The sequence below is a fragment of the Bariatricus massiliensis genome, from assembly GCF_900086725.1.
GTDB lineage: Bacteria > Bacillota > Clostridia > Lachnospirales > Lachnospiraceae > Allocoprococcus > Allocoprococcus massiliensis.
This window is the reverse complement of record NZ_LT574837.1, coordinates 80,446-106,268: the sequence shown is the minus strand read 5'-3', so window position 1 is coordinate 106,268 and position 25,823 is coordinate 80,446. Positions and strand designations below refer to the sequence as shown.

The 25,823-nt window shown below is 45.3% G+C and carries 25 protein-coding genes; 21 read left to right on the top strand and 4 right to left on the bottom strand.

Features of this window, described 5'->3' with window-relative positions; all coding sequences use genetic code 11:
* Positions 1 to 1,089, top strand: coding sequence for an alpha/beta hydrolase (locus BN6465_RS06635; protein WP_066732999.1), 1,089 nt, complete (start codon positions 1 to 3; stop codon positions 1,087 to 1,089).
* 34 nt (positions 1,090 to 1,123) lie between these two features.
* The gene (locus BN6465_RS06630) at positions 1,124 to 1,540 is read left to right on the top strand and encodes a hypothetical protein (protein WP_066732996.1); all 417 of its coding nucleotides are present in this window, start codon (positions 1,124 to 1,126) and stop codon (positions 1,538 to 1,540) included.
* A 338-nt stretch (positions 1,541 to 1,878) separates the two neighbouring features.
* Here the strand turns inward: BN6465_RS06630 and BN6465_RS06625 are convergent, their stop codons facing one another.
* On the bottom strand, positions 1,879 to 3,618 hold the full coding sequence (locus BN6465_RS06625; RefSeq protein ID WP_066732994.1) for a [FeFe] hydrogenase, group A: 1,740 nt from the start codon (positions 3,616 to 3,618) through the stop codon (positions 1,879 to 1,881).
* Complete coding sequence (locus BN6465_RS06620; RefSeq protein ID WP_066732992.1) at positions 3,612 to 5,444, bottom strand: NAD(P)-binding protein; 1,833 nt, start codon at positions 5,442 to 5,444, stop codon at positions 3,612 to 3,614. Before BN6465_RS06620 ends, BN6465_RS06625 begins: the two co-directional genes overlap by 7 nt.
* A 269-nt stretch (positions 5,445 to 5,713) precedes the next feature.
* Here BN6465_RS06620 and BN6465_RS06615 point away from each other — a divergent pair, with 269 nt between their 5' ends.
* Positions 5,714 to 6,754 (top strand): aldose epimerase family protein, encoded by a 1,041-nt coding sequence (locus BN6465_RS06615; RefSeq protein ID WP_066732990.1) that lies wholly within the window; start codon positions 5,714 to 5,716, stop codon positions 6,752 to 6,754.
* 170 nt (positions 6,755 to 6,924) lie between these two features.
* On the opposite strand, the gene BN6465_RS20695 is transcribed toward BN6465_RS06615, so the two are convergent.
* Positions 6,925 to 7,089, bottom strand: coding sequence for a hypothetical protein (locus tag BN6465_RS20695; RefSeq protein WP_154670211.1), 165 nt, complete (start codon positions 7,087 to 7,089; stop codon positions 6,925 to 6,927).
* A gap of 199 nt (positions 7,090 to 7,288) precedes the next feature.
* Between BN6465_RS20695 and BN6465_RS06605 the strand changes: the two genes are divergently transcribed.
* The 7 genes from BN6465_RS06605 (at position 7,289) to BN6465_RS21775 (ending at position 13,316) form a co-directional block, all read left to right on the top strand.
* Positions 7,289 to 8,503, top strand: a complete 1,215-nt coding sequence (locus tag BN6465_RS06605; protein ID WP_066732986.1) for a MalY/PatB family protein — start codon at positions 7,289 to 7,291, stop codon at positions 8,501 to 8,503.
* A 78-nt stretch (positions 8,504 to 8,581) separates the two neighbouring features.
* Entirely contained in the window at positions 8,582 to 9,775 is a 1,194-nt protein-coding gene (locus tag BN6465_RS06600; protein ID WP_066732983.1) for a MalY/PatB family protein, read from the top strand.
* Between the two features lie 85 nt (positions 9,776 to 9,860).
* Positions 9,861 to 10,334, top strand: coding sequence for a MarR family transcriptional regulator (locus BN6465_RS06595; RefSeq protein WP_066732981.1), 474 nt, complete (start codon positions 9,861 to 9,863; stop codon positions 10,332 to 10,334).
* A gap of 264 nt (positions 10,335 to 10,598) precedes the next feature.
* Positions 10,599 to 11,312 (top strand): DUF5058 family protein, encoded by a 714-nt coding sequence (locus tag BN6465_RS06590; RefSeq protein ID WP_066732979.1) that lies wholly within the window; start codon positions 10,599 to 10,601, stop codon positions 11,310 to 11,312.
* Positions 11,313 to 11,325: 13 nt separating this feature from the next.
* Positions 11,326 to 12,093: a hypothetical protein gene (locus BN6465_RS06585; protein ID WP_082891614.1), complete on the top strand. Its 768-nt coding sequence runs from the start codon at positions 11,326 to 11,328 to the stop codon at positions 12,091 to 12,093.
* A gap of 22 nt (positions 12,094 to 12,115) precedes the next feature.
* Positions 12,116 to 13,099, top strand: a complete 984-nt coding sequence (locus BN6465_RS06580; protein ID WP_066732977.1) for a dipeptidase — start codon at positions 12,116 to 12,118, stop codon at positions 13,097 to 13,099.
* A 37-nt stretch (positions 13,100 to 13,136) separates the two neighbouring features.
* On the top strand, positions 13,137 to 13,316 hold the full coding sequence (locus BN6465_RS21775) for a hypothetical protein (RefSeq protein ID WP_066732975.1): 180 nt from the start codon (positions 13,137 to 13,139) through the stop codon (positions 13,314 to 13,316).
* Between the two features lie 124 nt (positions 13,317 to 13,440).
* Here BN6465_RS21775 and BN6465_RS06570 read toward each other — a convergent pair whose 3' ends face one another.
* Positions 13,441 to 14,046 carry a TetR/AcrR family transcriptional regulator gene (locus BN6465_RS06570; RefSeq protein WP_066732973.1) on the bottom strand — a complete coding sequence of 202 codons (606 nt, stop codon included), beginning with the start codon at positions 14,044 to 14,046 and terminating at the stop codon, positions 13,441 to 13,443.
* A 426-nt stretch (positions 14,047 to 14,472) separates the two neighbouring features.
* Here BN6465_RS06570 and BN6465_RS06565 point away from each other — a divergent pair, with 426 nt between their 5' ends.
* The 11 genes from BN6465_RS06565 to BN6465_RS06515 all read left to right on the top strand — a co-directional run bounded on the left by BN6465_RS06565 (position 14,473) and on the right by BN6465_RS06515 (position 25,797).
* The gene (locus BN6465_RS06565; RefSeq protein WP_066732971.1) at positions 14,473 to 15,348 is read left to right on the top strand and encodes a MurR/RpiR family transcriptional regulator; all 876 of its coding nucleotides are present in this window, start codon (positions 14,473 to 14,475) and stop codon (positions 15,346 to 15,348) included.
* Positions 15,349 to 15,450: 102 nt separating this feature from the next.
* Complete coding sequence (locus tag BN6465_RS06560; RefSeq protein WP_066732962.1) at positions 15,451 to 16,437, top strand: sugar ABC transporter substrate-binding protein; 987 nt, start codon at positions 15,451 to 15,453, stop codon at positions 16,435 to 16,437.
* 106 nt (positions 16,438 to 16,543) lie between these two features.
* Positions 16,544 to 18,022 (top strand): sugar ABC transporter ATP-binding protein, encoded by a 1,479-nt coding sequence (locus BN6465_RS06555; RefSeq protein WP_199882828.1) that lies wholly within the window; start codon positions 16,544 to 16,546, stop codon positions 18,020 to 18,022.
* Positions 18,012 to 18,980 carry an ABC transporter permease gene (locus tag BN6465_RS06550; RefSeq protein ID WP_066732960.1) on the top strand — a complete coding sequence of 323 codons (969 nt, stop codon included), beginning with the start codon at positions 18,012 to 18,014 and terminating at the stop codon, positions 18,978 to 18,980. Before BN6465_RS06555 ends, BN6465_RS06550 begins: the two co-directional genes overlap by 11 nt.
* A gap of 59 nt (positions 18,981 to 19,039) precedes the next feature.
* Positions 19,040 to 19,912, top strand: a complete 873-nt coding sequence (locus BN6465_RS06545) for a class II fructose-bisphosphate aldolase (RefSeq protein WP_066732958.1) — start codon at positions 19,040 to 19,042, stop codon at positions 19,910 to 19,912.
* Between the two features lie 13 nt (positions 19,913 to 19,925).
* Positions 19,926 to 21,419 carry an FGGY-family carbohydrate kinase gene (locus BN6465_RS06540; protein WP_066732956.1) on the top strand — a complete coding sequence of 498 codons (1,494 nt, stop codon included), beginning with the start codon at positions 19,926 to 19,928 and terminating at the stop codon, positions 21,417 to 21,419.
* 223 nt (positions 21,420 to 21,642) lie between these two features.
* Entirely contained in the window at positions 21,643 to 22,074 is a 432-nt protein-coding gene (locus tag BN6465_RS20685) for a C-GCAxxG-C-C family protein (protein ID WP_066732954.1), read from the top strand.
* 3 nt (positions 22,075 to 22,077) lie between these two features.
* Positions 22,078 to 22,770: a TVP38/TMEM64 family protein gene (locus BN6465_RS20680; RefSeq protein WP_066732952.1), complete on the top strand. Its 693-nt coding sequence runs from the start codon at positions 22,078 to 22,080 to the stop codon at positions 22,768 to 22,770.
* Positions 22,760 to 23,734, top strand: coding sequence for a (Fe-S)-binding protein (locus BN6465_RS06525; RefSeq protein WP_066732950.1), 975 nt, complete (start codon positions 22,760 to 22,762; stop codon positions 23,732 to 23,734). Before BN6465_RS20680 ends, BN6465_RS06525 begins: the two co-directional genes overlap by 11 nt.
* A gap of 10 nt (positions 23,735 to 23,744) precedes the next feature.
* Positions 23,745 to 24,464, top strand: a complete 720-nt coding sequence (locus BN6465_RS06520) for a TVP38/TMEM64 family protein (RefSeq protein ID WP_330384765.1) — start codon at positions 23,745 to 23,747, stop codon at positions 24,462 to 24,464.
* Position 24,465: 1 nt separating this feature from the next.
* Positions 24,466 to 25,797, top strand: a complete 1,332-nt coding sequence (locus BN6465_RS06515) for a TIGR04283 family arsenosugar biosynthesis glycosyltransferase (protein ID WP_066735121.1) — start codon at positions 24,466 to 24,468, stop codon at positions 25,795 to 25,797.
* The last annotated feature ends 26 nt before the right edge of the window (positions 25,798 to 25,823 follow it).

The window sequence follows — 25,823 nt, the reverse complement described above, 5'->3', positions numbered from 1 at the left end:
ATGGGATTAGAAAAATTTAGGGTACGTGACGACGTGAAATGGGCACATCCGGAGCTTGAGCAGGCATATTCACTGATGGGATGCTCCGTCGGATATGCAGAGGTTCTCTTAAATGACGACCTTTCATTTGAAGAGAGAATGAAATTCGCTGAACACGCAGAGGATGGATTCAAAGACTATCTGCCGGATTACGACTGGTCACGTGTAACAGAATACGCAGCGCCGGGCTGTGTGGACGAACCGGATGCACCGCCGGTAAAACTGCTTGTCGCAGTTCCGAGAGAGGGCAAATGGCGCTATAAGAGAAACAGTCCCTGTATCTTGATTATTCCGGGCGGCGGACTTACGACCTGCTTCCGTTTTACAGCGGCGATTGAAGACTGGGCGGATAAATTCGGTGTACCGGTAGCGACTTTTAACTACCGTACTTTGACAATGGGAGCGAAGTATCCGGAGCCGATGAATGACTGCGAAGCGGCTTATAATTATCTTGCAGAACATGCAAAAGAGCTGAATATCAGCGCAAATAAAATCATTCTTCACGGAAACAGTTCAGGTGGGCATCTTTCTCTGGCGCTTTGCCACAGATTGAAAAAACGCGGCATCACACCGCGCGGATGTATGGTATGGGTTCCGATTATCGATGACCGCCCGCTTCCTGAGTACCGTTCCCTGAGTATTAATTCTGCGTTCTGGGGCGGATCTGACGCGGCGACCTCCGCACGCCAGTATTTGGGGAAACTGAATAACAGTGTAGATGTTCCTGCGGAAGCATTTCCGGGACGTGCAACGGTAGAAGAATGTGTAGGCCTCCCGCCCACATTTATCCATGCGATGGCAAATGATAATGGTACAGATCAGGCGTATGCATATGCAAGTAAATTAGCGGCGGCAGGCGTTTATGTAGAGCTTCATAACTGGGGCGGAAGCCAGCACTGCTCACTGACGACATCGGCAAATGTTTTGGATAAAGACGATGAGACGGCAGAGTATGCGCAGCTGTTCAACGCGGTTTGCGAAAAAGAAATCAGAGACATGTTCGACAATGACCTCAGACGTCCATGGACGGTGGAAGAGTTTAACGCTTAATTCAAAAATGCAGAGAAGGAAAAGGTGAAGAAATATGGTAGAATTTACAGAATATCAGGGACTAGGATATCTGGTCGATCCGGAAAGCGAAACGAAGCAGGTGTTTATTCCGTCTCCTCCGACCATGGCTACAGTGAAGATTAACCCGAGACCGGGAATTATCTATGTTACAGGCGGAAAAGTTGTGGAAGGATATGAGAAGCTGGACGCATTGAAAACTTATGCAGAGGAAAATAAAACAGCTATTTTCTGCCCGTCTTCCACAGAAGCGGAAGAAATCGCTAAAACATACGAATATATCCAGAAAAGCGGCAAAGTACTCAATGTAAAACGTGACGAGCTTGCCGTTATGGGAGATGCAGACAGCATGGAAATCGCACAGGAGGCAGTAGATTACCTCGTGGATGAATGCGACGCAGATATTGACGATGCAGAGGAATTTGAATTTTAGTACCCATATTTAACGAAGGGATGTCTTAAGACATCCCTTTTATATATGCCGATGTGCTAAGAGTGATAGACAATATCTATAAACGAAACATCATATGGGAATAAGCAATTGGATTTTTGGACGGCCTGATGTTATAGTAAATACAGATAACGGTAACCCAATACCGATTATAGAAAGACGTTCCCTTCATTAAAGACCTTTCAGTGTGCTTGGCTGAAAGGTTTTTTGTTGTATTAGGAGAATTGGTCTCTTATATATAACAAAATACCTCCTAAGTAGATTGAGGTTAGTTACCTTGTCTACCTAAGAGGTATCTTATCATTTCTTGAACTGTCTAACTATCCTCTCGGCATCTCCCACGCATTGTGGTCTGTATGCAGGAGCATATGAGCCTTGTGGGACAGTGGTTTCTCCATAAAGTCTTCGTACAGTTTGAGTACGTCCGGATTTTCATGTGAGAATCTGATGTCTGCGTTCTTGTCGAGGAAATATAAGTTCTCGCCGCGCACATGAGCCAGTTCTTCGCCGTCGTGGATCGGCTGTCCGCCGCCGCCTACACAGCCGCCCGGACATGCCATGACTTCTACGAAATCATAGTGTACTTCACCGTGCTCGATCGCTTCAATCAGCTTACGTGTATTGCCAAGTCCGCTTACAACAGCCGCGCGGATGACCGCGTCGCCGATTGTGACCTCGGCCTCAATGACACCTGTTCCGAATGCGGGACTTCTGACAATCTTAAATGCGTCAGGGTCCGGATTCTTGCCGGTTACCAGATAGTGAGCGGAGCGCAGAGCCGCCTCCATAACACCACCTGTAGCGCCGAAAATGACGCCGGCGCCGGAGCCTTCCTTCATAAGCGGGTCGCACTCACGGTCTTTGAGTGTTGCAGGGTCGATGTGAGCGGAGCGGATCATTCTTGTCAGCTCTCTCGTCGTAAGAACTGTATCAATATCATTTCCCGCGTATTCACCGTAGTACAGCTCCATGTTGCGTTCGCCTTTTTTCGCTACACAAGGCATCACGGATACGGTGTATATATCTTCCGGCTTCACGCCGATCGACTGTGCAAAATAAGTCTTCATTACCGCGCCGAACATCTGCTGCGGTGATTTGGCTGTAGATAACTGCGGTACCAGATGCGGATACTGGGATTTGATGAACCGTATCCAGCCCGGGCAGCAGGAGGTAAACATCGGGCGCAGCTTCAGCTCACCCTTTGTAAAGCGCTCGAGAAATTCGTTGCCTTCCTCCATAATCGTAAGGTCGGCTGAGAATGTGGTGTCAAAAACATAGTCCACACCAAGCCTTTTCAGCGAATCCATAATCTTTCCGATGGTGGCCTCTTCTCTGGAAAGCCCCAGAGCCTCGCCCCATGCAGCTCGAACAGCAGGAGCGACCTGCGCGACCACAACTTTTTTCTTGTCGGCGATAGCGTCCCATACTTTTTCTGTATCATCGCGTTCACGGAGCGCCCCTACCGGACAGTGGGTGATACATTGTCCACAGAGTGAACAGGAAACTTCGCTGATTTTCCGGTTTCCGTAAACATTGACGGTACTTCTGGAACCGGTGCTTGACATATCCCAAATATGTAAATCCTGTATCTTATCACAGACTTGGATACAGCGCATACATTTTACACATTTAGCTGAGTCACGGATCAGAGGGAACGTCTTATCCCAAGGAGCCCTCTCCAGCTTCTCTTTAAAAGGAAGGTCGATGATATTCAAATCATTGGCTACCGTCTGAAGCGTACAGTTCCCGCTTCTCACGCAAGTCGCACATTTGCAGTCGTGCTGGGAGAGAATGAGCTGTACGGTCTTTCTTCTGTCGGCCCGCACTTTCGGGCTGTTAGTGTATAAGACCATGCCTTCTTTCACTACATTGTTACAGGACGTAATCAGCTGATCCATCCCTTCCATCTCAACAACGCATACACGACAGGCTGCGATTTCATTGATATCTTTCAGATAGCAGAGCTTTGGAATCGGAATTCCAAGTTCCTTTGCCGCTTCCATGATGGTTGTGCCTTCGGGCACAGTAATTTTCTGATTGTCTATTGTAATATTTACCATAATGTTTCACGACCTCCTTTGAAAATGCCGTAGCCGAAGTGGTCGCATCGCAGACATCTGCTGGCTTCCTGTTTCGCTTCTGCCTCGGTCATGCAGTTTTCTACGCCGTTAAAGTCACAGACACGTTCACCAGCTTCGCGTTCTGTCATGTTGACTCTTCCGCACGGCGGGCGGTCAGCGAGGCGGGCCTCAGGAATCTCCACATCACAGCTGATTTCGTGGCGGAATCCGAGATACTCGTCGATATTGGCAGCTACCACCTTGGCGGCAGCAATTGCTTTAATTACAGATGCAGGCCCGGAAGCACAGTCGCCTCCGGCAAATACGCCCGGAATATTGTCAAATCCACCGTAGTTCTGGGTCACGATTTTGCCCCGTTCAACCGGCACGCCGGATTCTTCAAAGTGCTGATACTCGATATCCTGACCGATAGCTACGATTAAAGTCTGGCAGGGGATGAAGATGTCTTCCTCGCCGGTAGGCTTCACACTTGCACGGCCGTCTTTGATACGGCTGATCATTTGAGGTGTCACAAAAATACCTTTCACCCGGCCGTTCTCGTCGGTCTCGATACGTGAAGGTGCTTTCAGAGTCTGCACTTCTATACCTTCTGCCACAGCCCCTTCGATTTCGGCGGGAAGGGCAGTCATATCCGCGGTACGGCGGCGGTAAACGATGCTTACCTTCTTAGCGCCGAGGCGTTTTGCGGTGCGGACAGCGTCCATGGACACATTGCCGCCCCCGATGACACAGACTTCCTGTCCGGTAAGGTCAGGATTCTGGTTCTTTCCTACGTCCCGAAGAAATTGTACCGCAGAGAGTACGCCGTCTGCGTCCTCACCCTCGAGGCCCAGTTTCTTGTCCGTGCTCGCACCAATTGTGATAAGCACGGCATCATATTCTTCACGCAGGCTTTGGATTGTCATGTCTTTTCCAATCCGCAGTCCGTGTTTCACTTCAACACCTGTCTTTAAGATTGCGTTGATATCATCGTCCAGACGATCCTTCGGAAGACGGTAGTTTGGGATACCGTAACGAAGCATTCCGCCAAGCTGTGGAAGCATCTCGAAAACAGTCACTTGGTGGCCCATCAGCTGCAGGTAATAAGCTGCGCTTAAGCCACCGGGGCCTCCGCCTACTACTGCGATGCGTTTGCCTGTGGATGGTGCACATGCCGGCGGGTCTACTTCGCCTGCGTAATCGGCTGCCATTCTCTTAAGTCCGCGGATATTGACGGCGTCGTCCACCATATTACGGCGGCAGCGGGCCTCGCACGGATGCTCACAGATAAAACCACATGTGGTAGGGAATGGATTATCCTTGCGGATGAGACGGATAGCGTCTGCATAGCGTCCCTCGCCTACGAGGGCTACATAACCCGGGATATCCACATTGGCCGGACAGAGGGCAACACACGGAACCGGCTGAGTATACTGACATGTACATCTTCCCTGCTGTACATGCTCTTCATAATCATCGCGGCAGCCGATTAGGCTTTTGTATACCATGCGTGCGGCTTCATAGCCAATGGCACAATCGGCAGAATCCATAATGGAAACTGCGAGTTCCTCCATCAAGTCCAGAGTCTCTAAAGTTGCTTCCCCGTTTAATACATCAGTCAATAGATTCTTAAGCTGCCATAAGCCGATACGGCAAGGTACACATTTGCCGCATGTCTGTGCATGGCATAATTCCAGAAAAGCTCTCGTAATGTCCACCGGACATAGTCCCGGAGGACTGGATTCAATTCTGCGTTCCAGATCCTTGTAAAGCCCTTCAATAACAAGCTGGGCTTTTCCAGGTGTTGGAATTTCTAGTCTGCTCATAATTTCATTTCTCCCTTTTAGAATATTATTGGACACACTTATATGTATATTGTAAAGGATGTGGGAAGGCCTTTCAAGTAAAGTTAATTTATAGTCAAGCTAGTTAATTATCTGACAATCTCATAGAAAAAAACTAATAAAATTAATATCTCCGCAGAGAGGTTTTGGGACGGAAAGGCTTGCTAAATCTTCTGGGGTTACGTATACTGAAAGTGCGTAGTGAGAATGGGTAAAATAATATCAAAAAATAAAGAAAGGTAGTGCAGAATATGAAAGTGACTGATTTTGGAGTGACGTCAAAAGGTGAAGAGGCCAGACTGTTTACATTGAGCAATGCTTCCGGAATGGAGGCCGCTGTGACAGATTATGGCGCGGCTCTTGTCCAAGTGATTGTGCCGGATAAGGAGGGACATCCCTGCGATGTAGTCTGCGGTTATGACGAAGCGGCGGCATATGAAGAAGGAGACTTGTTCTTTGGGGCCACGGTGGGTCGTATTGCCAATCGAATCGGCGGGGCATCCTTTGAACTGAATGGGAAAACGTATAAACTGGAAGAGAACAATAATGGGAACAATCTCCACAGCGGCATGAATTTTTATTGTCATCGTATGTGGGAAGTGAAGGAGACAGCGGATGACCATGTTACCTTTGCGCTGGAAAGTCCCGACGGCGATCAGGGATATCCGGGAGCTGTACATATCGAAGTGACCTATACTCTCACCGAGGATAACGGAGTCAAGATTACTTATCGGGCAGTGCCGGAAGAGGATACGATTATAAATATGACGAATCACAGCTACTTTAATCTGGACGGACATGCAGCCGGTGAGGTGTTGGAGCAGGAAGTCTGGATTGACGCAGACGCTTTCACCAGAGCGGATGCGGAATCTATTCCCACAGGAGAGATTACACCTGTTGAGGGCACACCTATGGATTTCCGGACGAAAAAAGCGTTAGGGCGCGATATAGAGACAGACTATGAGGCGTTGAATTTTGGCGCGGGATACGATCACAACTGGGTGCTCAATAATAAGGGGGAATTCGCTAAGGTGGCGGAGATGTCCTCAAGTGAAAGCGGAATCACGATGGAAGTTTACACCGACCTTCCGGGCATGCAGCTCTATACAGGGAACTTTATAATAGAAGCGACAGGTAAGGGCGGAGCGGTTTACCATAAGCGTCAGGCATGCTGTTTTGAGACGCAGTATTTTCCAGACGCAGTGAATAAGGCGAATTTTGAGGGCCCTGTCTATAAAAAAGGTGAGGTTTACATGACAGAGACTATGTACCGCTTTTCAATTGCACATTAATACTTTTTGTCCCGAAATAAGCAGAGTCAGATAAATCTTTGGCGAAAATGGAATGGTTCATTTAATCATTGACAAGGATAACTGACTCTGCTGCTTTCGGTTATCCTTAAAATCTTACGTTATCTTAAGTAGTTCAGAAGCAATGTACTCCATATTTCCAATAAGCTGTTTTATTCTTCTTCACCAATGTGTTTGAGCAATTCTATATTTGTATCTTTGACGAAATCTTGAGATGTCCAATCGTATGTTTGTATCCAGCCAGAATTTATAAGCAACTTTGCAAGACTACGGACTTGCAGATAATTTTCAAACATCGAGGCGATATAAAACTTCATTTGCAATTCCTCCCAAATTTCATATTTCTTATAGTTTTAATGATATCATATATCAATACTATATTGGAAATTAACAGCGTAGCAAGTAAGGAGAAAGAGTTGTCAGAAACATTTGACAAAACAGTTACAGAGTCTTATAATACAGATAGTGAAGAAACTAAACCATATGAGAGGTTTAGCCAGAAGGATGGTGGTATGAATGAAATATGATTTTACAACGATTATAGACAGACACGGGAAGGATGCTATTGCCGTCGATCTGCCGGATCATTTCTCCCCATACAAAAGAGGAGTGCAGTTAAAGGAAGGATTTGACCAGATACCAATGTGGGTGGCCGATATGAATTTCCCGGCGGTCCCGTCTATTCCGAAAGCAATCATCGCAAGAGCAGAGCACACTACATATGGCTATTTTGAGGCGTCGAAGGAATACTACGATGCTATTATCAATTGGCAGAAGACGAGAAATGGTGTGGAAGGACTGGAGAAGGAGCACATTGGATATGAGAATGGCGTTCTTGGGGGCGTTGCCAGTGCACTTAGAGTATTCTGCTCACAGGGGGATAAGGTGCTGGTTCATGCACCAACATATGTTGGATTTACTGGAACCTTGACGAACAACGGCTTTGACATTGTTCACAGCTATCTTGTAAAGGATGAAGACGGTGTCTGGCGCATGGACTATGAGGACATGGAGAGAAAAATCAAAGAGCAGAAGATTCATGCAGCTATCATGTGTTCTCCGCACAATCCGACCGGGCGTGTGTGGGAGCGCTGGGAGCTGGAAAAGGCCATGGATATTTTCAAAAGAAATGATGTGTTTGTCGTTTCGGATGAAATCTGGTCTGACATTATTTTGTATGCAAACAAACATATACCGACACAGTCTGTTTCGGAGGATGCGAAGAATAGGACTGTGGCAATCTATGCGCCGTCCAAGACCTTCAATCTGGCGGGACTTGTGGGCAGCTACCATATTATTTACAGCAAATATTTAAGAGACAGGATTGCCAAAGAATCATCTCTCTGCCATTATAACTCCATGAATGTGCTCTCCATGCATGCGCTGATCGGCGCGTACGGCGAAGAGGGCGCCGAATGGGTAGGTGAATTAAGAGAGACAATTGGACAGAATGTGCAGTATGCGTGTGATTATATAGCAGAGCACTTCAAAGGCGTAGAGGTCTCGAAACCTCAGGGTACTTACATGCTGTTTCTTGACTGCAGCAAATGGTGCGAGGAGCATGGAAAGACGATTGATGAGGTTCAGCGCGCCGGATATGAGGTCGGTGTTTTATGGCAGGACGGACGGGCTTTTTTCGGGCCGTGCGCAATCCGCATGAATCTGGCGTTACCACTTTCCAGAGTGAAGGAGGCCTTTGACCGCCTTGATAAATATGTATTTAATGCGTAAGGTGCATTAAAGAAGATACTTTTCACTGTGTTTAGGACTATACTTTATAAAATTCAATCAGAGTGAGAAGGAGAAAAAATGAAATATGATTTTGATCAAGTTATTGATCGACACAACACAAACAGTATGAAGTGGGATTGTGGAGAGATGATAAAGGAGTTTGGGGTCGACATCGATTTTGATGAAGACACCATCGCGATTTTCACGGCGGATATGGATTTCCGCTGTGCCCAGCCGATTATCGATGCTATGGATAAGGTGGTTCAGCATGGTATTTTCGGATATTCGGGGTCTTTTGGCAATCCGGCATACAAAAACGCAATTATTCGCTGGTTCAAGGACCGGCATGACTGGGAGATCGCTCCCGAATCTATCTCGTTCATCAATGGAACGGTGGAGGCTACGAGTATAGCTGTTCAAGCATATACCAAGGAAGGGGAAGGCGTACTGATTACCCGTCCGGTATATGGGCCGTTTACCGGCAGCATTGAGGAAAATAACCGCCGCGTGGTAAACAGTGAACTTATCAATACGGACGGCTATTATACCATGGATTTTGACGACATTGAAGAAAAGGCGAAAGCGCCCGATGTTACGATGTTCCTGCTGTGCAGTCCCCACAATCCCACCGGAAGAGTGTGGACAGTGGAGGAGCTTAGCCGTCTTGCCGATATCTGCGAGAGAAATGGACTTGTACTGGTATCGGATGAGGTGCATTGTGATATTTTAAGAAAGGGCGTTACCTTCACTACGGCCGCAAAGGTTGGAAAGCCTGAAAACACGGTTGTGCTGAATGCAATCAACAAAACATTCAACTGTGCAGGACTTCAATGTTCCCATGCCATTATACCTGATGAAGTCCTTCGCGAGAAATACAAGGAGGTCTGTGGCTGGCGTATGCCCAATCCATTTGCTATTGAGGCAACGATTGCCGCGTATACAGAGGGAGACGAATGGCTGGATCAGGTTCTCGATTATATTGACGGGACCTTTGACTGGGTTCTTGCGTTCCTTGCGAAAGAAATGCCAAGGGTAAAGGCACGCCGTCCGGAGGGAACTTATGTGCTGTGGATGGATTTCAGGGGGACGGGCCTTACGCCGGAGGAAATCCATGACCGTATTTATAAGAAAGCCAATGTCTGTCTGGAGTCTGGAGCTATGTTTGATCCAGAGTTGGGAACAGGTTTTGAACGTGTGTGCCTGCCGTCTTCAAGGACGTTGATAGAGAAAGCATTCCGGAGAATCGCGGCGCAATTTGCAGACTGTAAATAAAAGTCAAAGGGATATCTTCGGACTGCGTCACTTGACAAGTGAGTAAAATTATGAAATTATAAAATAAAAACTTAAGGGTGGCACTATGAATAAGAGGATAATAAAAGAGAATTATACTCCGTATCAGATGTCGGATATTTTAGAGCGGATGATATCTATGAATCAGACGACAACGCCGATAGATTATGGGACGGGTGAGAAATTCAACTCGGTAGAAGTGCATACGCTCAGCTACATCGCAGACTATCCGGGGATATCCGCATCAGAGATTGCAAGGGACTGGAACCGCACCAAAGGAGCCGTTTCGCAGATTATTAAAAAGCTGTCTTCCAGAGGATTGATTGAACGTCAAAAGAAGGAAGGCAACGATAAGACAGTGTGCCTGTATGTGACGAAGACGGGAGAAGAGTTGGATAAGGCGCATCGAGCATATGACACAAGGAATTATGAGCGTTTTTTGAAATTGATGGAAACGTATTTTACCAAGGAAACCATTGCGGAAGCGTTTCAGGTGATGGACACTTGGATAGAGCTTTCAAAAGACTGGAATCCATATTAGAGAATAAACAAGGATGTAAAATAATTACGTGCAAATCGTAAGAGTTTTACATCCTTTTTTTGATTGTGTCAAAAAACAAATGATAAAAAATTAAAATAAGAAAAAATTAACAAATATTTTAAATAAATTTTGAATATAATGACGAAAAATGCAAAAAAACCAAAAAAACATTGACAAGGGTAGGAAACAGGTTTAGAGTCCTAACTATAAAGTATAGCTTCTAAACAATGGTGCAAGGACACAAAGAGAATTGGAGGGTAAAAGATGGATACAATAAAAATTATGAATGGCTCAATTTGGGTATTTGCGGTCATATTGATTGCGATGGTAATCGTGCAGTCACTGATGTTTTTGAGGCTTGCATTGAACTACAACAAGAAACATCAGGTTTTGACAAGAGAAGAGATTAGTCAGGCGACAAAGACTGGCGCTGTATCGGCTGTAGGCCCTGCGTTTTCTACATTGACGATTGCCTTGTCACTGATTGTTATGGTAGGCTCTGGGGCAACATTTATGAGATGTGGTGTTATCGGGGCACCTGTCTGGGAGCTTATGATGGCTCAGTTCTCTGCCTCCGCGGCTGGTGTGGAATTCGGAAGTGCGGCATTTACGCCGGCAATTTTCACACTATGCCTGTTCGGTATGACACTGGCCTCCACACCTTATTTCCTAAATACAATGATTACATTGAAGCCGCTTGATAAGGCGTTGGTAAAGAGCCAAAAGAAAGAAAACGGGCGCAGTTTTATGCCTTATATGTCCAGTGCGGCTATGATGGGCCTTCTCGGATATTCAATCGTTGATTATTTTGGGAATGTTGCAAGTATTGTAGCGGGGATTGCCGCAGGCATTGTTATGTTCCTGATAGGAAAGCTTGCGAAGAAATTGAAGAATAACACGCTGTCCAGCTTTTCCATGGCAATTGCAATGATTTTTGCAATGATTGCTGGTCAAATAGTCACTGTAATGATGGGATAAGGAGGGAAAGCACATGAATGAAAATATGAATAAAGCAGCAGAAGTTGAAATAAACACTGGTTCGGAGGAAGCGAAGAAGGATTATGCAGAGCATTTTATGCCGGCCGTACATCGCATTGGCCGGGGGACGATGGGGATTTCTTTAGTACTTGTATTCTTGCCGGTTCTGTATTTTGTATTGATAAAGGGCTATAGAGCGCCACTCTCAAGTTATATCAGTGTATTAGTCGGTATCAGTAGTATTGGTATGGGAATGTGGCTGACGGAGCCGCTGGCATATTGGCCGGTATTGGGCAGTGCCGGAACGTATATTGGATATTTGTCCGGCAACGTCGGCGCGATGAGATTTCCGGTTGCTGTAAATCTGCAGTCAACTATGAAGGCGGATATCAATACACCGAGAGGTCAGGTAGTTACGATTGTAGGGATTGTGTCTTCTGTGTTTGCGAACCTGATTCTTCTTTTGATTTTTGTACTTGGAGGAGAATGGCTTATCTCTGTTTTGCCGGAAGTTGTGATGGCGTCCTTTGCCTTTGTTATGGTTGGACTTTTAAGCTCGATGATGGTGATGCGCTTCAGTGGCAATAAAGAGGGCTTCGTCAAAGGATTTTTAGAAGCATTTCCGTATCTGGCACTGGCGATAATTCTTAAGTTCGTCATAGGGAAAATCGCGGTTCTCGCTGCATGGGGAATGGCAATTACTGTCGCGTCATGTATTCTTCTCGGATACATATTCTATAAGAGGGACTCTAAAAAAGATGCTGAAAATGCAGCAAAATAAATAAAGAAGGAAGGATGATAGTATGCAATTTATTGATATGCACTGCGATTCGCTGATGATGCTTCTGTTCAGGGATGCGGAAGAAGCTGATTTATACACATCCAAAGTGACTTCTGTAGATTTCAAACGAATGAGAGAGGGCGGGCAGCTGGCACAATTTTTTGCGGTGTTCCTCCCCATGAAAAGTGCGTATGAGATGTTTCATATGCCGGCACTGTCCGATGAAGAATATATTTCCACGCTTCATGGATACTTGATGAAAAATGTGGAAGCACATCAGGACATGATTGCATTGGCTCATAATGGTTTTGAAATAGAAGAGAATTTAAGGGCTGGAAAGATGTCGGCGGTTCTTACTATGGAAGACGGCAGGGCAGTGGAAGGGAAAACGGAGAATCTGAAAAGATTCTATGATATGGGATTTAGAGCCTTGTCGCTGACATGGAATGAGTCGAACTGCTTCGGCGCGCCAAATTCCAAAGATTCGGCGGTTATGCAAAAGGGACTGACCACATTTGGGAAAGAAGCGGTCGCCTACATGCAGGACATAGGAATGCTGGTAGATGTATCCCATCTGTCGGACGGAGGTTTTTATGATGTGGCGGACATATGCAAAAAGCCGTTTGCGGCCACACACTCTAACTGCCGTGCGCTGGGGCCGCACCAGAGGAATATGACAGATGATATGATTAGAGTCTTGGGGAATCACGGCGGCGTTGCCGGAATAAACTTTGGCCCCGAATTCTTGAATGCCGATGTCACATGCAAAGACAGCACAGCGGCGCTGATGGCAGAACATGCCCGGCACATGGCTGATATAGGTGGAATTGACTGTGTCGGTATCGGTTCTGATTTCGACGGAATCATGGGAAATCTGGAAATTGCGGACTGCGCCCATATGGATATTTTAGAACACGCACTGGCTGAAAGAGGATTCAGCGGAGCAGATATTGAGAAAATTTTTTATAAAAACGTGCTCCGTGTGATGAAGGATACCATGAAGTAGAACGGCAGGACTTTCAGAGAGAAGGAGAATATAAGAAATGGCTAAAAAGGTAATTGCGACGGAAAGAGCGCCAAAGGCAATCGGTCCCTATGCCCAAGGCTGGGCGGTAGATAAAATGGTATTCACGTCCGGCCAGAAGCTGCGTACAAGTGGCGAAGCTGCCCATGGGCGGACTAGTAGAAATCGAATGCATCGTTGTAAAGTGTTGACCGCTTAAGACGATGTTAGGCTTATAGCATAAGAACAGACACCTCGGTGTCAGACAATTCTTGAAATTGTAGAAGGGGACGGGTCCCAACGCGTTGGGACCTGTCCCCTTTGAATATCTCCTTTGAATAAAATCAGAAAATCCCATCCATATAATGCCCCAGAGAACGTCTGATATTTCCTTCAAAATCTGTATTGCCTTCATGCAGGCACCATTCGAATACATTTCCGATGACTAACATACGGATATCCGTGGAAATATCGGACAGAGGAATCTTAGGTGTCACGATTCCTGCGTCAATTGCCCGCCGGAGATAGGTCTCTACCGTTAAAATAGGATAGGGGCGCTCCGTCCGTATGGTAGGGTTGAGTGCTTGATTTTTCGGTGTATAATAATTAGATATAAATTCCACGCCAAGCTCCCGGCAGTATTCGGCATAGTTGAGATAGACGTGGATGATTGCAATCTTGGCCTCGTCCGCATTCTCAGGAAGGTCCAGAAGATCAGGGTTGATTCCCGGCTGTTCTTCAATATAATAGGAAAGCAGGTCATCCTTCGTCTTAAAGTGGTGGTAGAAACTTCCGTTGGATACGCCAGCCTCCTCACAGATATTCTTAATTGAGAGCTGTTCATAACCTTCTCTTTGTAAAATGGTTTTTGCTGCCCGGAAGATTCTGCGCTTCGTCTCACGGGACTTCATCTGCTGTTTAGATAATGGCTCTTTTTCCATTTCATTCATTTCTATCGAACTCCTTGTGTATATATATCCGCAGAATAAAACGGATTATCTTGTCGGTTACGATGATTCTGTTTACCAGTATAGCATATTGAAGTGGAAAATTCAAGAAAACAGAGTGGGCTCTAAAATTAAACTCCAAATTACAATTGATACGGCAGACGTTGAAAATTATTTTCAAAGCCTTGCCGCAATTCTTTTTATATAGATTTAAAAATGATATAATAGTAAAAATTGGAAGAAAGAAGGTGATATAAGAGTATTGACTGTTGTGTACATTATATAAAATTAGTTCCTGCATTATATTTAGATTAATAATAGTTGACAATAGAAGATAAAAATGCTACTATTTACTTGAAAATAGTTTTCATAAATAATTATTACATAAAAATAGTTAACAGAAAAGTATTTTCAGATGCAGGAGGGTATATGGAAAAATTAAACAATACTGCAACACCGGAAGTCATAATTAAGATGAAAGGCATGATACCTCAATTAAGTCCCGCTATGCAAAAATTGGCAAAGTTCATCATTGATAATTTTGGAACATTGGATGGCATTCAGATTCAACAGCTGGCAAAACTCAGTGGTGTTAGTGAGGCTACTATTACTAGATTTGTGAAAGAAATAGGATTCCGCAATTATCAATCCTTTTTAATACATATTGCTAAAGTCAATACCAGCCACGTTCAGCCTAAGTTAAGTTACAGTAGCATTATGGAAGACGACGATGCTGAAGCTGTTTGCAAAAAAGTGTTCGCCATGAATCTGCAGACGATTACAGACACCCTGAGCATGATTCATCCGGAAGAGGCGATGAAGGCGGCAAAAGCCATAACCGGCGGGGATAGAGTCATGATTTTTGCGCAGGGACGTTCCGGAGTTACGGCCAGCAGCTTGCGGCAGAGACTTCGAAGATTGAATATTTTTGCAGATTTATTTCTGGATCCACATGAAGCGGTGGTCGCATCCAGTTTATCACGGGTGGGGGATGTAGCGCTTGGCATCAGTACTTATGGCAGGTCCCGCACGGTAGTAGAGAATCTCAAAAGAGCGAAGGAACATGGGGCGGTCACTATCGCAGTGACAAGTTACGAGAACGTTCCCCTTGAAGAGTACGCGGATATCATCTTAAGGACAGTTAATAATGAGAATCTGACTTTCGGACTTGAACCGTCCTGTGCCACTATCACACAGATGGTTATGCTGGACTGCGTGTACATGCTTATTTATTTACTAAATAAAAAGCAGTCAGACGCATGTATCGAGGCGCCAATCAAAGCCTTGGATAAAGAGAAAATATAAAGATTATGATGCAGGAACTCATATAATGTACGGAAGTAAGCCTCAGACGTCAAGGCTTAATATAACTTCACAACAATAAGTCAATATGAAGGAGGAAGAAAAATGAAGAAGCGAATGATGGCACTATTGCTGGCTGCGGCAATGGTCATGTCTCTGGGCCTGACGGCCTGCGGGGACAAAAAGGAGAGTTCAGGAGAAGACAAAAAGACAGAGAGTGAAGAGAAGAGCGGGGGACGCAAATTCGGATTTACCTGTATGACCATGAACAATCCATTTTTCACAACAATTGAATCATCTATCCGTAAAGAAGTAGAAGCGAACGGCGACGAATTGATAACTTTGGATACGAAACAGGATATTGCCACACAGATACAACAGATTGAAGACATGATTAACCAAGGAATAGATGCATTGTTCCTGTGTCCCGTCGATTCAGAAGGAATCGCACCGGCATTAGATATGCTAGAGGAGGCAGACATTCCGGTTATCAATTTTGACACAGATGTTACAGATAAAGATAAAGTAGAGACTATTCTCGTATCAAATAATGAATATGCTGGTCAGGTCGTCGGGGAAGCTATGGCAAAAAAATATCCGGATGGCGGCAAAATCGCTATTTTGGACGCACCGTATGCAGAAGCCTGTGTACAGCGTGTAGAAGGATTTATGAAGGGACTTGGAGACGCTAAGGATAAATTTGAGGTTGTTTCCCAGCAAAATGGTAAGGGAGATACGGCCGAATCTTTACCGATTGCTGAAAATATTATTCAAGCTAACCCGGATTTGGTTGGATTCTTCTGCATCAATGACCCGTCTGCATTGGGCGCATATTCTGCGATAGAGTCGGCAGGACTCACTGAGCAGATTGCAGTTTTTGGCTGTGACGGCTCACCGGATGCGAAAAAGTCTATTGCCGAGGACGGCATGGCCGGAACTGGGGCACAGTCACCGATCAATATCGGTAAACAGTGTGTCGAGGCCGCTCAAAAGATTTTAGCAGGTGAATCTGTAGATAAAGAAATCAAAGTCGATACCTTCCTGATTACAAAAGAGAATGTAGAAGAGTACGGAACAGATGGTTGGCAGTAAGGTTCAGTAAAGAATGGTTGCCGTCAGCATAGAAGCTGGCGGCAGCCATTTCTACGTTTAGAAAACAGAAGGAAGGTGGATTTTGTTGAGTGAAGCAGCATTGGAGATGAAAAATATCCATAAAAAATTTCCGGGCGTGTATGCTCTTAAGAATGCCGATCTGCGGGTGGAAAAGGGAGAGGTACATGCATTGCTGGGAGAAAACGGAGCCGGGAAATCAACATTGATTAAAGTGTTGGGGGGAATATACCAGCCTGACGAAGGTGAAATTTACATCGACGGACAAAAAGTACGGATGAATAATGTCCGGGACGCACAGGCCAATGGTATTAGCATTATTCATCAGGAATTGCTTCTTGTACCTCAGATGACTGTGGCGGACAATATGTTTTTGGACGCGGCGCCTCAAAAATATGGTTACATCAACCGGAAACAATCCAAAAGGGATGCACAAAAAGCATTGGATGCAATGGGAGTACAAATCGATGCGGGAGCACTGGTCGCTACACTTAGCGTGGCACAACAGCAGATAGTAGAGATAGTCAAGGCAGTAAGGCTTCAGTCTAAAATTATTGTTATGGATGAGCCGACTTCTTCCCTGTCAGATACTGAGATACAGATGCTATTTGAAATTGTAGAAAACTTGAAGCAAAATGGCACGGCCATCATTTTTATTTCACATAAATTGGAAGAGCTGTTCGCAATTACTGACAGAATCACAATTATGAGAGACGGCGAAGTCGTTAAGACCGTGGAGACTAAAAAAACTGGAAATGAAGAGCTGATTGCGCTGATGGTCGGCAGGGCGTTGGACAATTATTATGTCCGTGATGATTTCCCCAAAGGGGAGATTATTCTGAAGGTAGAGAATCTAAATCAAGCCGGCGTGTTGAGAAATGTAAGTTTTGAATTGAGAAAGGGTGAAATATTAGGCTTTGCAGGACTTGTTGGCGCAGGAAGGACAGAGCTGATGAACGCAATATTTGGAATTACCCAGATGGACAGCGGGAACATTTATCTTGAAGGAAAAAGAGTACACATAAAAAATCCATTATCAGCTATGCGGGCAGGGATTGCTCTGGTGCCTGAGGACCGAAAGCTACAAGGCCTCATATTAAAAAATTCTGTAGGATTCAATATGACCATTACAATATTGAGAGAATTTATGAAAGGGATTTGTGTTAATAAGAAAAAAGAATACGAATTGATGGACAAATATCAGCAGCTATTGCGAATAAAGACACCATCCTATGAGCAGAAGGCAGGTAACCTGAGTGGAGGGAATCAACAGAAAATTGTCATCTCAAAATGGCTGGCGGTAAACCCAAGCGTACTGATACTCGATGAACCTACAAGAGGGATTGACGTCGGGGCAAAAGCGGAGATTTATGCTATCATGAATAATCTGACAAGAAACGGAATGTCGATTATTATGATTTCTTCGGAAATGCCAGAAGTCATGGGAATGAGCGACAGAATTTGTGTTATGAGTGAAGGCAGGCTGACCGGAATAGTAGATAAACATGAATTTTCACAGGAACGGATATTATCTTATGCACTGGAGGGAAAAAAGGATGAAAAGTAAAGGAATCAGTAGAAAAACAGGGAAAAAATCCTTTCTCAGGGAGAATATAGCGATTATCGGAGGACTGCTGGTATTGTGTGTTTTTTTGACTTTTATGTCTGACTCCTTTTTGACCCAGAGCAATCTAATGACATTATTAAGACAGATGACCAACAATGTATTTCTGACGCTGGGAGTCATGATGTGCATTATTATCGGAGGAATCGATATTTCAGTGGGTTCCGTGTTTGCTCTGGGAGGCACGGTGGCGGCAGGGATGATTGCCCATTATAATATGCCCATTGCAGTCAGCATTTTAATTGGACTGCTGGCGGGAGCAGCATGCGGGGCGTTCAACGGCTTTTTTGTTTCTGTAGTAAAAGTTCCGGCATTTATCGCGACCATGGCCATGCTCAATATCGCCAGAGGGATTTCTTATTTGATGACAAATGCAGAACCGATCCGCTGTACTGAAAAGGCATTTACAAAACTGGGGACCGGCAGGCTGGGAATTTTGCCTCTGCCTGTTATCTATGCCGTAGTCTGGATTGTTATTGTCTGGTTGTTCTTGAATAAAACAAGAATGGGCCGGTATGTATATGCGGTAGGGGGAAATATAGAGGCCGCAAAGTTTTCCGGCATTAATATTAAAGTGGTTCAGTTCACGGTCCATACCATCTCGGGATTTCTGGCAGCATGGGCGGGAATCGTGATGGCGGCTAGAATGTATTCCGGACAGCCGGCAGTTGCATCTGGCTGGGAGATGGACGCGGTGGCGGCCAGCGCGCTCGGCGGCGTCAGCCTTATGGGCGGTTCGGGAAGTGTAGTCAGCGCTATGATAGGCGTCATGATTATTGGCGTACTGAAAAACGGGCTGAATCTGATGAATGTCAATTCATTCTGGCAGCTCATAATACAGGGACTTGTAGTTCTTGCGGCGGTATCTGTTGATATGGTGAAGCAGAGGACACAGAAATAAGAGAGAGGATTCTAATTTGTGAATCAAATTTTACATAAAGTGCAATCAGGAGGAAAGATATGTTAGTAAGTTTAAAAGAAATGTTACAGGAAGCAGAAAAGAATAACTTTGCAATCGCGTCTATCAATACGCCTAACCAGATCTCATTACGCGCGGTCATTCAGGCGGCGGAGGATACGGGGATGCCGGTGACGATCAACCACGCGCAGACCGAACAGAGTGTAGTACCTATTGATATTGCAGTTCCATTGATGCTGGATTACGCAAAAAAATCTACGGCGGCAATCTCTGTGCATGTGGATCATGGATATGACTTTGAGCACTGCATGAAAGCAGTACGGCTGGGGTGCACATCGATCATGTACGACTGCTCCAGATTTCCATTGGAAAAAAATATTGAAGAAGTTAAGCGGTTTGTGGAAATTGTAAAACCATTGGGAATTGGGGTCGAGGCAGAATTGGGGGCCATGCCTAACAATATGCCAAGCGACGTACATGGGCAGGAGACAAGCGATCTGTCCGATTTGAGCGTATACTATACCGATCCGGATGAAGCAGCTCTTTTCTGTGAAAGGACAGGGGTAGACGTATTGACGACCTCCTTTGGAACAGTGCATGGTATGTATGCAGGAGAACCTAATCTGGATATTGAGCGTATCAGAAAGATAAAGTCTCAAGCCGGGCAGGTACATTTAGGCATGCATGGCGGTTCAGGAACACCATTTGACCAGATACAGCAGGCCATTGATGCCGGAATTAAAAAAATCAATTATTTTACGGCGATTGACACAGCTCCGGCGCCCTATCTGCTCAAAACGATTCAAGAATCTAAAAACCCTGTTAATTTCTGCAATTTGGCAAATCAGGCCATGGAGATTATTTACCAGAAAACGGTGGAGATACTTACTGTGTTCAAGAACGCAGGGAGATAAAGAGGTGTAATACATGTTTTTGGGGATTGACATAGGGACATCGGGGGTTAAGGCTACTGTGACAGATATCAGAGGCAAGGTCATAGCGAATGCGTATCGAGTGCTCAACACCTATGGACAAGAAGAAAAAAAGAGGGAATTAAATCCAATTGAAGTAAAAAATTATGTATTTGAAATTTTGAAGGAAGTTATACAAAAGAGCAGGCCGGCAAAGATATCCATGATTACGGTATCTTCGCTGGGCGAGGCCGTTATACCGGTCAGCCGTGGAGGCGAAGCTCTGAGCATGAGTATAATCGGCTCTGACCCGAGAGGGGCCAGAGAGCTGGAATGGATAACAGAGCAGATAGGGGAGCAAGAATTGACGGACATCACGAAAGTGAATTTAAGCTATATTTACTCTATAAATAAAATTTTATATATAAAGAAACACTATCCGTCAATCCATCAAAATACGTGGAAATACATGTGCTTCTCAGATTATGTGGGATATCTGCTGACCGGAGAGACTAAGATTGACTATTCTATGGCCTCCAGAACTATGGCTTTTGATATTCATACAAACTGCTGGTCAAGAAAGATACTGGAGACTGCCGGGATAGAAGAAGGACTTTTTTCGAACCCAGTGCAGGGAGGCAGCATTATTGGAACTTTGCTCCCATCCGTGAAGCGGTTTCTGGGAATTGATTATGAGATTCCCGTTATGGCTGGGAGCCATGACCATATATTCAATGCGATTGGAGCGGGAGTGACCACGCCGGGGAGCTGTTCGAATATTGTAGGAACTACAGAAGGAATTACCGCGGTTCTGGAGCGGACTTTGAGCACACAAAATATCAGCGCAGAGAATATCTCTTGTGAGCCGTTTGTTCGTGCCGGACTCTATAATACTGTGGCGTGGCATAATGCGGCGGGAGCGATGGTAAACTGGTATATAGACACTTTCTGGAAAGAGAAAACGATGTCAAAAGGTCAGATTTTGGATTATCTGAATCATACTTTGGACAGTGAACCCGGAAATCTTATGGTTTTGCCACATTTTGCAGGCGCTACGGCCGGCTATATGGACGAGAAGGCAAAAGGGGCGTTCATCGGCCTGACTATGATGACGACGAGAGAGGAGATTTTTAAATCTATTTTGGAGGGCGCTTCTTACGAATGTAGGAGAATTCTTGAATCACTTGCAAATTCGGAAATCCCTATCGATAGAATCATTGTCAGCGGGGGAGGAAGCAATTCAAAGCTATGGTTACAGTTGAAAGCCAATATTTTAGGGCGGGAAATATATAGATCCCCTTATTCTGATACAGGAGCTCTGGGAGGCGCGGTTGCTGCGGCTTCTGCTCTGGGGGAATATCCTTCTTTAGAAGAGGCGGCCAAGGAGATGCTTGGAGAACCAGAGCTGATTGAACCGGATATGAAATGCCATAGGGTGTATCAGGAGAGATATGAAGCGTATCAGGAATTATATAGTAAATTGAAAAATGTGAATCATATTTTGGATTAAAATTTATCTTCATGACTGCGGACGGATTGCCGCAGTCATTTTTAATTTGGAATGGCACGCCAGTATGTATGAGTGCAAAAGACCAACAGTGGCCCCGACTTAGAGATATAGGGATTATCAATATATGAAATGAAATATAGAAAAAAGTAATTTAAGGCTTATTTCATAATGTGATACACTTTAACTTATGATTAGTGTTAGCAATGAAAGTGAGGATAAGGGTATGACAGAAGAACAGATTAGAGAAGAGTTTATAAAAGGTTATGATTGCTCACAGGTGGTACTGCGTGCATTTGCGGGGGAGCTTGGTATATCAGAAGATGAGGCCAACCGTGTGGCAGCCTGCTTTGGGGGCGGTATGATGCTGGGAGAAGCCTGTGGCGTGTTTACCGGAGCGATGATGGCAATCGGTTTGAAATACGGCCACAGTAATCCGGAGAATCTGATGGAACAGAAGGAAATTATGATGGAAAAAAGTGCCCAGTTCAGGAGAGAATTCCTCAAACGGCATGCAACTGTTGTCTGTAAGCCGCTGCTTGGATATGATGTATCCAAACCTGAGGGGCTTCAGGCAGCGCTTGAGAGTGGGCATATGCTTGAATTTTGTCCAATGCTGGCAAAGGAAACGCTGGATATCCTGCGGGATATTTTGTAAGACATGAAGTATAAGAAATTAATAATATTTGGCATGCTGGCGGTTCTTATTTTCTTGGGAAACGCTGTGTTCGGGTGGTCGGATTTACTTGGGAATGTGAATAATCTCCAATTTTTAAATGATATGGTTCAAAATAATTTGGCGGCGGCACTTGGAATTTATATCGTTCTGACTGTTATAGGCTGTGTAGTGCTGGCATTGCCGGGGATAACATTTGCGGTACTGGCCGGCGTTTTGTTCGGCCCATGGGTCGGTACGGCAGCGTGTTCTGTCGCTTCGACGGCCGGAGCTATGGCGGCCTTTCTGGCAGGCAGATTTTTTTTGAAGGATAGTATTAAACCTTTGGTGCAGAAAAACAAATATCTGAATAAGCTTTTGTTCAGCGGGGAGCAGAAAAATGAAGTATTGCTTCTCATGATTACTCGCCTTGTGCCTGTATTTCCTTATAATCTTCAAAATTTTGCTTATGGAATTACGGACATGAAGTTCGGTATGTACTCTCTTCTTTCTTTTTTATTTATGGTACCGGGCACTGCCATGTATACGGTGGGGGCAGCAGGAATCACAGACGGGGAGAACCGGATGTTATATCTGGCAATTGCCGGCGGCCTGGCGGCTGTGGTTCTTGGAACGGGTTTTTTTATGAAGAAGAAATACGTCGGATTGGAGAGGGCGGAAGAGGAAAATGAAAAGTAAGACAACAGATATATCACAGTGTATACACTGCGGGAAATGCCGGGAACACTGCTTGTTTTTGGATAAATATAAGATGGATCTGAGTGAGGGGGAAAAGCTCCGTGAGCTTGCGTATCACTGTTTTCTCTGTGGACGGTGCGGGCAGGTGTGCCCAAAAGGAATTGACGGGCGGGAAGTGATTCTTCAGTACCGCCGGGAATGTGTCGAAGAAAATCAAGGGGTGGTGCCTGAGAAGGGATACGGGATGCTGCTCCGGGAAAAAAGTTCTTATCTTTTTAAAAATTACCGGCATGCATCTGCAAAACGGATACTGTTTCCGGGATGTAATTTTCCTTCTCTGTACCCGGAGACGCTCACGAAACTCTCCCGTATGCTGGAAGAGCAGGCTGGAATCGGAATGGTACTCGATTGCTGTGGAAAGCCTGTTGCTGAATTGGGACTTGAGAAAGCCAAGGAGCGCATTATAGGAGAAATACAAATGGCTCTGGACAGATATGGTATTGAGGAAGTGGTTATGCTCTGTCCAAACTGTTATTATTTTTTGAAACCGCAGCTCAGGCAGAAGGTGACCAGTATCTACGAGGTTTTACGGGAGCTTGGAATCGGACGAAAGATAAAGGCAGGAATCCCTCTTTATATCCCATGTCCCGACCGGGAAGATGAAGAATGGGTGAAGACTCTGAAGCCGTTTTTGGAGGAGGACATCAAGCGGACAGAGGGGATACAGTGCTGTGGTTTGGGTGGCTGTGCCGGTGTGAAGGAGCCTGAGCTTGCGGGGGAACCAAGCGTTATCTTGAAAGAAGCGGGTTGTACAGAGCTATATACATACTGTGCGTCCTGCTGTGGCCAATTCAGGAGAAACGGAATAGACGCAAAGCATCTGCTCCCCGAGATTTTGCAGACGGGAGAGAAACCGGATGTGGCGAAATCGTTATTTAACCGTGCAAAATGGAAATTAAAGTAGAGGGTATGGGATGATGAAGACAATTTTAAAAAGTCATTGGAAAAAAATAGCGGTTCTTGTGTGTGCGGGGGTGGTGCTTTTAGTCTGCCTTTGGGTAAAGCCGGTCAATCAGATGATTCGGCAGATACTTAAGATGTTTGCCAGTGGAGACTTTACGGTAGTGAGAGAGTTTATAAAATCATATGGAGCATATGCGGTACTGATTTCTTTTCTGCTCATGATTTTCCAGTCGGTGGCTGCTCCGCTTCCAGCTTTTCTAATTACCTTTGCCAATGCCAGTTTATTCGGATGGTGGAAGGGGGCTGTTCTGTCCTGGACAAGTGCCATGGCAGGCGCTGCACTGTGTTTTTACATTGCAAGAATTCTTGGGCGGGATTGGGCGGAGAAGCTCACGAGCAAGGCAGGACTACGACAGATAGATTCCTTTTTTGAGCGCTATGGAAAGAATACGGTTTTAGTATGCCGCCTTCTCCCTTTCGTGTCCTTTGACATTGTAAGTTACGCGGCGGGACTTACGTCGATTTCTTTTCTCAGTTTTTTCATTGCCACCGGAATCGGACAGCTTCCGGCCACCATTGTCTATTCTTACGTGGGCGGAATGCTGACAGGAGGAACAAAATTCTTGGTGACAGGCTTGATGATTCTATTTGCACTCACGGTGTTGATTATGATGTTCAAAAAAATTTATACGGATAGAAAACAGGAAAAGGAAGAGCAGATTGAAGACTAAGATGAAAAACGCCGTTATTATTTTTACTAGAATTCCGGTTCCGGGAAAGACAAAGACGAGGATGATGCCTTATCTGACGGGAAGAGCCTGTGCATCGCTGCACACTTGTTTTCTTAAAGATATCTGCCGGGAATGTGAGAAGGCGGGCTATGATATATTTGTGTATTATGCGCCGGAGGGAGAGAAAAGCACGCTTGTTTCTATTCTTGGAGCAGATAAAACGTATAGAAAACAGGAGGGAGAGGGTCTTGGGGAAAGAATGCTCTCCGCTCTCCGGGAAGTTCTGGCAGAAGGGTATGACGCCTGTCTGCTGACCGGAACCGACGTGCCAGAGCTTGACGCAGAGATATTGACGACGGCAGTATCAAAGCTTCGGACAAAGGACATTGTGTTTGGGCCGACTATTGACGGGGGATATTATCTGGTCGGGATGAAGAAGAGCCATGCGGAAGCCTTCACGGGACAAACCTACGGACATGGCAGTGTGCTCCAAAATACGGTGTCTCACCTAAGAGAGAAGGGGCGTTCAGTGGGATATGTCCGTACACTTCAAGACATGGATGAACCGGCGGATTTGAGAGACTATAGGGGGCGCATGAAAAGGAACGCGGGTCTGAGGGCAAAAGCAACGGGACAGTATCTTATGCGCAACGTGAAGATTTCTATTATTATCCCGGTCTACAATGAAGAGAAGACGGTAGGACATATGATGGGGCAGCTGTCTCCCTTGAAATCCCGCTGTGAAATAATTTTTGTAGATGGACAGAGCAGTGACAGGACAAGAACGATTATAGGAGACGAGTATAAAGTGATTGAAAGTCCCAAGGGGAGGGCTGTACAGATGAATGCGGGTGCAGCAGAAAGTACGGGGGATGTTCTATTGTTTCTCCACTGTGACAGTGAGCTCCCTTCAAGGCCGTTGGAAGAGATTCGGTATGTAATGAGAAAAAACCGGGCGGGCTGCTTTGGGATTGGATTCCACTCTATGAATTTTTTTATGTTTACCTGCCGGCTGATTTCCAACATAAGAGCGTTTGCCGGGAGAATTATGTTCGGGGATCAAGGGATTTTTATCGAGCGGGAGTTGTTTTTTGAGATGGGAGGATTCCCGGAAATCCCTCTGATGGAGGATTATCAGTTTTCTATCAATTTGAAAACGAGAGGAATTGCAGTAGGTATGACACCGCACCGCATCTATACTTCCGACAGAAGGTTTCCGGAGGGGACTGCGTCCAAGCTGAAAGTCATGTGGGAGATGAACCGTCTGCGAAAATTGTACCGCGGCGGCGTCCCGGTCACCCAGCTGACAAAATATTATAGAGATATCCGATAGACAAGATATAGAATATATCTATAAAT

Bases quoted from the DNA above. Each gene is read 5' to 3' on its own strand.
- BN6465_RS06615 (WP_066732990.1), top strand. From the start codon at position 5,714: ATGAAAGTGACTGATTTTGGAGTGACGTCAAAAGGTGAAGAGGCCAGA.
- BN6465_RS06605 (WP_066732986.1), top strand. From the start codon at position 7,289: ATGAAATATGATTTTACAACGATTATAGACAGACACGGGAAGGATGCT.
- BN6465_RS06560 (WP_066732962.1), top strand. From the start codon at position 15,451: ATGAAGAAGCGAATGATGGCACTATTGCTGGCTGCGGCAATGGTCATG.
- BN6465_RS06555 (WP_199882828.1), top strand. From the start codon at position 16,544: ATGAAAAATATCCATAAAAAATTTCCGGGCGTGTATGCTCTTAAGAAT.
- BN6465_RS06600 (WP_066732983.1), top strand. From the start codon at position 8,582: ATGAAATATGATTTTGATCAAGTTATTGATCGACACAACACAAACAGT.
- BN6465_RS06550 (WP_066732960.1), top strand. From the start codon at position 18,012: ATGAAAAGTAAAGGAATCAGTAGAAAAACAGGGAAAAAATCCTTTCTC.
- BN6465_RS06585 (WP_082891614.1), top strand. From the start codon at position 11,326: ATGAATGAAAATATGAATAAAGCAGCAGAAGTTGAAATAAACACTGGT.
- BN6465_RS06540 (WP_066732956.1), top strand. From the start codon at position 19,926: ATGTTTTTGGGGATTGACATAGGGACATCGGGGGTTAAGGCTACTGTG.
- BN6465_RS06565 (WP_066732971.1), top strand. From the start codon at position 14,473: ATGGAAAAATTAAACAATACTGCAACACCGGAAGTCATAATTAAGATG.
- BN6465_RS21775 (WP_066732975.1), top strand. From the start codon at position 13,137: ATGGCTAAAAAGGTAATTGCGACGGAAAGAGCGCCAAAGGCAATCGGT.
- BN6465_RS06635 (WP_066732999.1), top strand. From the start codon at position 1: ATGGGATTAGAAAAATTTAGGGTACGTGACGACGTGAAATGGGCACAT.
- BN6465_RS06625 (WP_066732994.1), bottom strand. From the start codon at position 3,618: ATGGTAAATATTACAATAGACAATCAGAAAATTACTGTGCCCGAAGGC.
- BN6465_RS06545 (WP_066732958.1), top strand. From the start codon at position 19,040: ATGTTAGTAAGTTTAAAAGAAATGTTACAGGAAGCAGAAAAGAATAAC.
- BN6465_RS06525 (WP_066732950.1), top strand. From the start codon at position 22,760: ATGAAAAGTAAGACAACAGATATATCACAGTGTATACACTGCGGGAAA.
- BN6465_RS06590 (WP_066732979.1), top strand. From the start codon at position 10,599: ATGGATACAATAAAAATTATGAATGGCTCAATTTGGGTATTTGCGGTC.
- BN6465_RS20695 (WP_154670211.1), bottom strand. From the start codon at position 7,089: ATGAAGTTTTATATCGCCTCGATGTTTGAAAATTATCTGCAAGTCCGT.
- BN6465_RS20685 (WP_066732954.1), top strand. From the start codon at position 21,643: ATGACAGAAGAACAGATTAGAGAAGAGTTTATAAAAGGTTATGATTGC.
- BN6465_RS06520 (WP_330384765.1), top strand. From the start codon at position 23,745: ATGATGAAGACAATTTTAAAAAGTCATTGGAAAAAAATAGCGGTTCTT.
- BN6465_RS06570 (WP_066732973.1), bottom strand. From the start codon at position 14,046: ATGAATGAAATGGAAAAAGAGCCATTATCTAAACAGCAGATGAAGTCC.
- BN6465_RS20680 (WP_066732952.1), top strand. From the start codon at position 22,078: ATGAAGTATAAGAAATTAATAATATTTGGCATGCTGGCGGTTCTTATT.
- BN6465_RS06515 (WP_066735121.1), top strand. From the start codon at position 24,466: ATGAAAAACGCCGTTATTATTTTTACTAGAATTCCGGTTCCGGGAAAG.
- BN6465_RS06630 (WP_066732996.1), top strand. From the start codon at position 1,124: ATGGTAGAATTTACAGAATATCAGGGACTAGGATATCTGGTCGATCCG.
- BN6465_RS06580 (WP_066732977.1), top strand. From the start codon at position 12,116: ATGCAATTTATTGATATGCACTGCGATTCGCTGATGATGCTTCTGTTC.
- BN6465_RS06620 (WP_066732992.1), bottom strand. From the start codon at position 5,444: ATGAGCAGACTAGAAATTCCAACACCTGGAAAAGCCCAGCTTGTTATT.
- BN6465_RS06595 (WP_066732981.1), top strand. From the start codon at position 9,861: ATGAATAAGAGGATAATAAAAGAGAATTATACTCCGTATCAGATGTCG.